Source organism: Pseudoalteromonas sp. MER144-MNA-CIBAN-0113, assembly GCF_040308965.1.
Taxonomy (GTDB): Bacteria; Pseudomonadota; Gammaproteobacteria; order Enterobacterales; family Alteromonadaceae; genus Pseudoalteromonas; species Pseudoalteromonas tetraodonis.
Map to the genome: position 1 here is coordinate 1 of NZ_JBEOOG010000117.1, position 6,591 is coordinate 6,591.

8 protein-coding genes are annotated in these 6,591 nt (G+C 41.4%); 3 read left to right on the plus strand and 5 right to left on the minus strand.

Features of this window, described 5'->3' with window-relative positions; translation table 11 throughout:
* The first annotated feature begins 558 nt into the window (after positions 1-558).
* Genes AAEY57_RS18365 through AAEY57_RS18375 form a run of 3 tightly spaced genes read left to right on the plus strand, consistent with a single transcriptional unit; the run spans position 559 to position 1,588 of the window.
* Positions 559-936 carry a MerR family transcriptional regulator gene (locus tag AAEY57_RS18365; RefSeq protein WP_350608478.1) on the plus strand — a complete coding sequence of 126 codons (378 nt, stop codon included), beginning with the start codon at positions 559-561 and terminating at the stop codon, positions 934-936.
* Between the two features lie 56 nt (positions 937-992).
* On the plus strand, positions 993-1,382 hold the full coding sequence (gene merC / locus AAEY57_RS18370; RefSeq protein ID WP_350608479.1) for an organomercurial transporter MerC: 390 nt from the start codon (positions 993-995) through the stop codon (positions 1,380-1,382).
* A complete protein-coding gene (locus tag AAEY57_RS18375) occupies positions 1,370-1,588 on the plus strand; it encodes a GDCCVxC domain-containing (seleno)protein (RefSeq protein WP_076920327.1) in 219 nt (72 codons plus the stop codon). Before merC ends, AAEY57_RS18375 begins: the two co-directional genes overlap by 13 nt.
* A 50-nt stretch (positions 1,589-1,638) precedes the next feature.
* On the opposite strand, the gene arsJ is transcribed toward AAEY57_RS18375, so the two are convergent.
* Genes arsJ through AAEY57_RS18400 form a run of 5 tightly spaced genes read right to left on the minus strand, consistent with a single transcriptional unit; the run spans position 1,639 to position 6,192 of the window.
* A complete protein-coding gene (gene arsJ, locus AAEY57_RS18380; RefSeq protein ID WP_063529993.1) occupies positions 1,639-2,856 on the minus strand; it encodes an organoarsenical effux MFS transporter ArsJ in 1,218 nt (405 codons plus the stop codon).
* 9 nt (positions 2,857-2,865) lie between these two features.
* On the minus strand, positions 2,866-3,876 hold the full coding sequence (locus AAEY57_RS18385) for an ArsJ-associated glyceraldehyde-3-phosphate dehydrogenase (protein WP_016898910.1): 1,011 nt from the start codon (positions 3,874-3,876) through the stop codon (positions 2,866-2,868).
* A gap of 2 nt (positions 3,877-3,878) precedes the next feature.
* Positions 3,879-4,382, minus strand: coding sequence for a cyclin-dependent kinase inhibitor 3 family protein (locus AAEY57_RS18390; protein WP_350608480.1), 504 nt, complete (start codon positions 4,380-4,382; stop codon positions 3,879-3,881).
* 14 nt (positions 4,383-4,396) lie between these two features.
* Positions 4,397-5,419: an ACR3 family arsenite efflux transporter gene (arsB, locus tag AAEY57_RS18395; RefSeq protein WP_350608481.1), complete on the minus strand. Its 1,023-nt coding sequence runs from the start codon at positions 5,417-5,419 to the stop codon at positions 4,397-4,399.
* Between the two features lie 11 nt (positions 5,420-5,430).
* Positions 5,431-6,192, minus strand: coding sequence for a metalloregulator ArsR/SmtB family transcription factor (locus AAEY57_RS18400; RefSeq protein ID WP_029609889.1), 762 nt, complete (start codon positions 6,190-6,192; stop codon positions 5,431-5,433).
* Positions 6,193-6,591: the final 399 nt, after the last annotated feature.

Genomic DNA, 6,591 nt, shown 5'->3' on the forward strand with positions numbered 1-6,591 from the left:
ATTCTTGTGTAAATCGACGTCTCATTATATCTGCCTCTATTAAAAGTTAGAGGCGACAACTATCCTGACACAGGGGGATGATGTCAATGAGTTAAATACAAAGATTGCTAAAGGTGCTTATGTAAACATATTTGGATGTAGTGAGGAGTCTTTGAAACCATATAACAAGTTTGTTGGTGACCGTCATGATCGAGCAAAACAGTTTGTAGAAAGGTAAAATGCGAGGGCCGATTCTTCCTTCTGCCTTTTGAGGTTTCCCGTACTTTATTTAATCCGTTTTCAGCTAATTTAGCGAAGAAGCTGAAACACTTTTGTCCAGAGGCAAGTTATAAATGTAACTCGCCTTTGCCCCAAAATGAGTTTAGTTGAGCGTCGCAAATGTGCGAATAAGAGACAGTCAGAGTTATCTGGATATCTGGACTTAATTCTACAAAGCGGACGCTTAGCGAACCCGTTCATGCCCTAAAATTGAGGTTAGGCAATTAATTGCACCTTAAGAACGTTTAGCCAACCCGCATTAATTGTATAATGATGTCTCTTCTTCGAAAGAGTGTGTTTATGAGAACCATTGGAAAACTGGCAAAATATTTAGATATCTGTGTTGAAACTATCCGCTTTTATGAGCGCCAAGGTTTAATAGAACAGCCACCAAAACCAGAATCAGGTTATCGATTGTATGGCGAAACTCATGCCAGTCAACTCAAGTTTATTCTCAAAGCTAAAGCATTAGGATTTACCCTAAAAGAGATAGAATCACTGATGTCTTTAAGCAGTAATTGCGCTGAAGTCGAATCGTTGGGCTTACAAAAGCTGCAACTGATTCGAGATAAGATCAGTGATTTAAAGAGGTTGGAAAAAGTAATTCAAGATATGACAGACTCATGCAAAGCCAATCAAGATCCAAAAACCTGCCCAATTATCAATTCGCTTAAGTAGTCATTGACTCCGTACCCATGTACGGAGTTTAAAATACCTCAAAAATAGAGGTAATTATGATTAATAAAATTCTCGATAAAATCGGCTCTGGTGGCGTTTGGCTAGCCGCGCTAAGCTGCACAGCGTGTTTTCCTGCACTCGGCTCATTAGCATCAGCTCTTGGATTGGGTTTCCTATCACACTTTGAAGGAATTGCTGTTAACACCTTATTGCCCTTGTTTACTTCACTAGCGTTATTAGTTAATTTCTATAATTGGTATCAACATAAGCATGTGGTAAGAGGCATTTTAAGTGTCATTGGCCCAATTGCAGTATTGTTAACCCTTTATCCATTGTGGCAATACGACTGGAGCACTTACTTATTTTATTTTGGGATCATTTGGATGGTTGTCATGTCAGTGTTGGATATGGTTAAGCCCGTTAAGGAGCCAGTATGCAAGGTATAGAGTTAGAATCAAAGATAACCTGTCCAGAGTGCGGGTTTAGTAAGGTTGAGACTATGCCTACAAACGCTTGTCAGTGGTATTACGAATGCGGAAGCTGTAAAACATTGCTTAAGCCGTTAAAGGGAGATTGTTGCGTTTATTGTTCTTACGGAACAGTAAAGTGTCCTCCTATTCAAGAGGGGAATAGTTGTTGCACTGGTAAATAATTCATTCCCCTGACTGCTTAGTGTCAGGGGAAAGCCTTAATGCAAATTGTTTACTTGGTTCTTCCTGTGGCTGGTAACTTGGCAGAAATAAGTGCCGCTAAACTAATAAAAGCAAACGAAATACCCAAGCAAGCAGCTAACCCGTATAGCTGGAAAACCCAGCCTGACAGCACTGTACCAATCAAACGCCCCATTGCATTTGCCATGTAGTAAAAGCCAACATCTAACGAAACGCCATCGGCATCAGCCATGCTAACAATCAGGTAACTGTGCAGAGATGAGTTAATGGCAAACAGTACGCCAAATACCATTAAGCCAGCAATGAGTGCCGTTTTAACTTCCCAGTTAAAGTGTAACGATAAAGCTATACCTAATGTCACTAATGCCAACAAGCTTGCCCATTTTACGGTTTCAGTGGCAGGAGAAACGCTAGCTTTGAAATTGATTAGCTTAGGTGTCATTGATTGGACAAAACCGTAACCAATCACCCAAAGCGCTAAGAAGCCACCTACTGTCCAATAATCCCATTCAAACACTTGTGACAAGAACACAGGTAGTGCAACCACAAACCAGACATCACGGGCACCAAACAAGAAGAGTCGTGCAGCCGATAAGATATTGATAGAGCGACTCTTTGAGAAGATGTCGGTAAACTTAGGTTTGTTCTTGGCTTTACCTAAGTCGTTTTTCAAAGCATAAAGGCTGTAACACCAAACAAGAGCCAAAACACCTGCCATTAACAACATTGCGCCTTTGAAGGAAAGTAAAGTTAACAGTAAGCCGCCTAAGAAAAAGCCAACGCCTTTCAGGGCATTCTTAGAGCCTGTTAATACCGCGACCCATTTAAACAAGGTGCCTTCTTGTCCTGCGGCAACCAACATCTTAATTGAGCTTTTTGCGCTCATTTTGTTTAAGTCTTTGGCAATGCCTGAAAGCGCTTGTGCAATCATCACATACACAACTGTTAACCATTCAGCAGGAACAGCTAACATCAGCAAGGCGATAGTTTGAATGGCTAAGCCAATGTTCATGGTTTTATTTAGCCCTAAACGGGCACCTAAGAAGCCACCAACTAAATTAGTGACAACGCCAAATATTTCATAAAACAAGAACAACATCGCAATGCTAAGCGGACTATAGCCTAACGCGTGGAAATGAAGCACTACCAACATGCGTAGTGCGCCATCTGTTAAGGTAAATGCCCAGTAGTTACCTGTGACAACAAGGTATTGCTTAATATCGTCTGATAATGATGTCAAGCGCTTCATAGTGTTACATTACCCTTTAATTGATGATCCGACTTTACGAGCAAGTTCAGCCGTTCTATTAGCGTAACCCCACTCGTTGTCATACCATGTGTACAGCTTCACCTGAGTGCCATTAACGACCATTGTTGATAATGCATCGACAACGCTAGAACGTGGGTCGGTTTTATAATCGATAGACACAAGTGGCTTTTCTTCATAACCAAGAATGCCTTTTAATTCGCCCTCAGCCGCTTCTTTCATCCAAGCGTTAATTTCAGCTTCCGTTGTTGGACGCTCAACCTCAAATACACAATCAGTAATTGAAGCATTCGCAAGAGGCACACGTACCGCATGACCATTCAGCTTACCTTTCAACTCTGGGAAAATATGAGTAATCGCCGTTGCCGAACCTGTAGTGGTTGGGATTAAGCTCATGCCACAGGCACGCGCTCTACGTAAATCTTTATGCGGAGCATCTAGAATCGTTTGAGTGTTGGTAATGTCGTGGATAGTCGTCATCGAGCCATGTTTGATGCCGATTTTATCCAGTAACACTTTCACCACTGGTGCTAAGCAGTTTGTGGTGCAAGACGCTGCCGTTACGATTGAGTGCTGTTCAACATCATATAGATGGTCGTTAACCCCCATAACCACATTAAGTACACCTTCTTCTTTTACGGGTGCTGTTACAACAACTTTTTTTACTCCTTGGTCTAAGTAGGCTTGTAGCAACTCAGTTTTCTTCATCTTGCCTGACGCTTCAATGACCAAATCACATTCAGACCAATCCGTATCATTAATTGCTTTGTTTTGCGTTACACGAATGGCTTGACCATCAATTATCACGTTATTGTCATCATGGGTTACATCATGTGACCAAGTACCATGCACAGAATCGTACTTTAATAAATGTGCTAGCGTTTCTGCATTGCCAGCAGGATCGTTGATTTGCACAAACTCAATGTCTTGCCAACCAAAAGCAGCTCTAAGTGTTAAGCGACCCATGCGGCCAAAACCGTTAATACCAATTTTAATTGCCATTGTTAAGCTCCTACTATTTGAAACTCATTGAAAAAAGAAAGTTGTACTGGGTGTGAGAGCGCTTTAGGGCGCATTTTCTGCACTTGTTTAATAATGTCTGCCTTGTCGTAACCTAGTTCAAACATCAGTAGTCCAATGACTAAGCCTGTGCGACCAGAGCCGCCTTTACAATGCACGGCAATGGTGCCTTGATTGCGTAAGATAGATAGCATGTCATCAAGGTTTGATTTGAACGCTGCTACAAAATCTTCATTTGGTGCATCGTCATCTAAAATAGGTAACTGAAACCATTTAATACCTTGTGCATCACACACTTGAGGAAGGTCTTCGGCTTCATTCTTGTTCATTTCTGCATCGTACATCAGCGTCACAATCGCTTGTGCTCCAGCATCTTTCAATTGTGTAACCGATGTTGTTAAATCAACGTCTTTTGTTCCGGGGCAAGGAGTAAAGATAAAGCTTGCGCCATTATCAAGTGTTAGTATGTCATATGGATGAGTGTGCATAAAAAGCCTCTTAATTATTCGTTAAACCAATGTTTTGTTCTGTTCACAATCGATACGAGAGACAACATAACTGGAACTTCAACCAGAACCCCAACCACGGTCGCCAATGCAGCGCCTGAATGTAAGCCGAAAAGGGAAATAGCTACTGCCACTGCCAATTCAAAGAAGTTAGATGTACCAATCAAACAAGAAGGTGCAGCAATGTTGTACTTAAGCTTGAGTCTGACCGCGATAAAATAGGCAATAATGAAAATGCCATAGGTTTGCAGGATAAGCGGAATGGCGATTAGCAAGATATTAAGTGGTTGCTCAATAATGGTGTTAGCTTGAAAGCCAAACAGCAAAACGACTGTTGCCAGTAAACCGATAACAGAAAACGGTTTTAACTTCTCTAGCAAACTTGTGATAGCTGCTTCATCGCGACCTGAGCTGTTTAAGTGTTTTCTAGTCAGGATTCCCGCGATTAAAGGGAGCAATACATACAAAATCACCGAGATAAACAAGGTGCCCCAAGGTACATGAATGTCTGTTACACCAAGCAATAACCCCGCAATGGGAGCGAATGCAAAAATCATGATGATGTCGTTCACCGACACCTGAACTAAGGTATAGTTCGCATCACCTTTGGTTAATTGCGACCAGACAAACACCATTGCCGTACAAGGTGCAACCCCCAGTAAAATCATACCAGCGATGTATTCTTGCGCTGTTTCTGGTGATACAAAATCGGCAAATAAGCCTTCGAAGAACAACCAACCTAAAGCAGCCATTGAAAATGGTTTAATAAGCCAGTTGACCACCAAAGTTAATACCAAGCCTTGCGGATTCTTCCCTACTTCCTTAATGGTTGAAAAATCCACTTGCACCATCATTGGGTAGATCATTACCCAAATGAAAACAGCAACAACTACATTTACATGGGCAACTTCAAGCTTTGCAATAGCTTCAAAAAGAGGTGGGTAAACAATCCCCAGCGCCACACCAGCAGCAATTGATATCGCCACCCAAACAGATAAATAACGTTCAAAAATCCCCATAGTTACATTCCTTAATTACAGCAGCTTGCCACACGCGTAGGACGGTCACCCATCGAGTTTAATCTGGCTAGCTCTTGTTCGATAAAAATAGGCTCATTCACTACCGTTGAGGTGATGGTTTGCTTCATCCACGCTGGCAATGTTGGATTGATCGAATAAAACACCCATTGCTGATGCTTTCTGTCAGATAAAATGCCTGTTTTTCGAAGCTGTGCTAGGTGACGGGACACTTTGGGCTGGCTCTCTTCATCTAATGCAGTCATCAACTCACAGACACACGCTTCACCCTCAACCGCAATGATTAAAAGCGTTTTCAAGCGAATATCATCAGCCAGAGCTTTGTAAAAAGTAGTTGGCGTTATTGGCGCTGGCATTTGCTTTTCTTGTATCAGCAAAAACATTTTGATCCGTTCATTTAGCTCTTGTAGCGTTTTTTCAAACGGGTTGGCATCTCTACGAGAACGAGGCTCAGGGAAATCCCAAGCAAGGCAGTTAGTACCATTGACTCGGCTATCACACTCTTTTGCCGCTTTATCACACAGGGTAATAACAAAATCGAAATGGATATTGCTAACTTCATCAAGGTGTTTTGAGTGTAATCCATCGGTAGGTAACCCAAAGTGCTCGATAGCTGACAAGGTACGACTATCAACACTATTTGGCTCAGTACCAGCACTATAAACCTCGTACTCACCTTTACCATGATGTTTTAGCAACGCCTCAGCCATGATAGACCTAGCTGAGTTTTCAGTGCATAAAAAGAGAACTTTCATGAAATGCTCCATAATGAATTTATTATATAATAAATTTATTATGTTGTGGTGGCAACAGATATTTTCGAAAAAATGAGTTATGAGTAGTGTTAGTTAGAAGTATAACTGCTAGTACAATACCGCAGTTGGTTAATTGGAGAGCTAAGCCACTGACCTAAATGAATTAGGTAAAACGTCTGTTAATTAGTTTTTATTAGTTGAGCAAAGAATTAAACTGAACGACTCAAAGTGGCACTTTTACGAAGTTCGGCTGTGAGCGATTAGCGGTCAGTCGGATTTTTACATTGTATGACTGCTTCAAGCTCTTTGCCGAAGTTCAACTAAGTGCCCAGACTGTGTAAAAACTAATTTTTAATAAATTGTCTTGGGTATGTTCTTAGTTTAAAACCATCTAGGATG

Coding starts and splice junctions, on each gene's coding strand:
- arsJ (WP_063529993.1), bottom strand. CDS start 2,856: ATGAAGCGCTTGACATCATTATCAGACGATATTAAGCAATACCTTGTT.
- AAEY57_RS18365 (WP_350608478.1), top strand. CDS start 559: ATGAGAACCATTGGAAAACTGGCAAAATATTTAGATATCTGTGTTGAA.
- AAEY57_RS18375 (WP_076920327.1), top strand. CDS start 1,370: ATGCAAGGTATAGAGTTAGAATCAAAGATAACCTGTCCAGAGTGCGGG.
- AAEY57_RS18400 (WP_029609889.1), bottom strand. CDS start 6,192: ATGAAAGTTCTCTTTTTATGCACTGAAAACTCAGCTAGGTCTATCATG.
- AAEY57_RS18385 (WP_016898910.1), bottom strand. CDS start 3,876: ATGGCAATTAAAATTGGTATTAACGGTTTTGGCCGCATGGGTCGCTTA.
- AAEY57_RS18390 (WP_350608480.1), bottom strand. CDS start 4,382: ATGCACACTCATCCATATGACATACTAACACTTGATAATGGCGCAAGC.
- arsB (WP_350608481.1), bottom strand. CDS start 5,419: ATGGGGATTTTTGAACGTTATTTATCTGTTTGGGTGGCGATATCAATT.
- merC (WP_350608479.1), top strand. CDS start 993: ATGATTAATAAAATTCTCGATAAAATCGGCTCTGGTGGCGTTTGGCTA.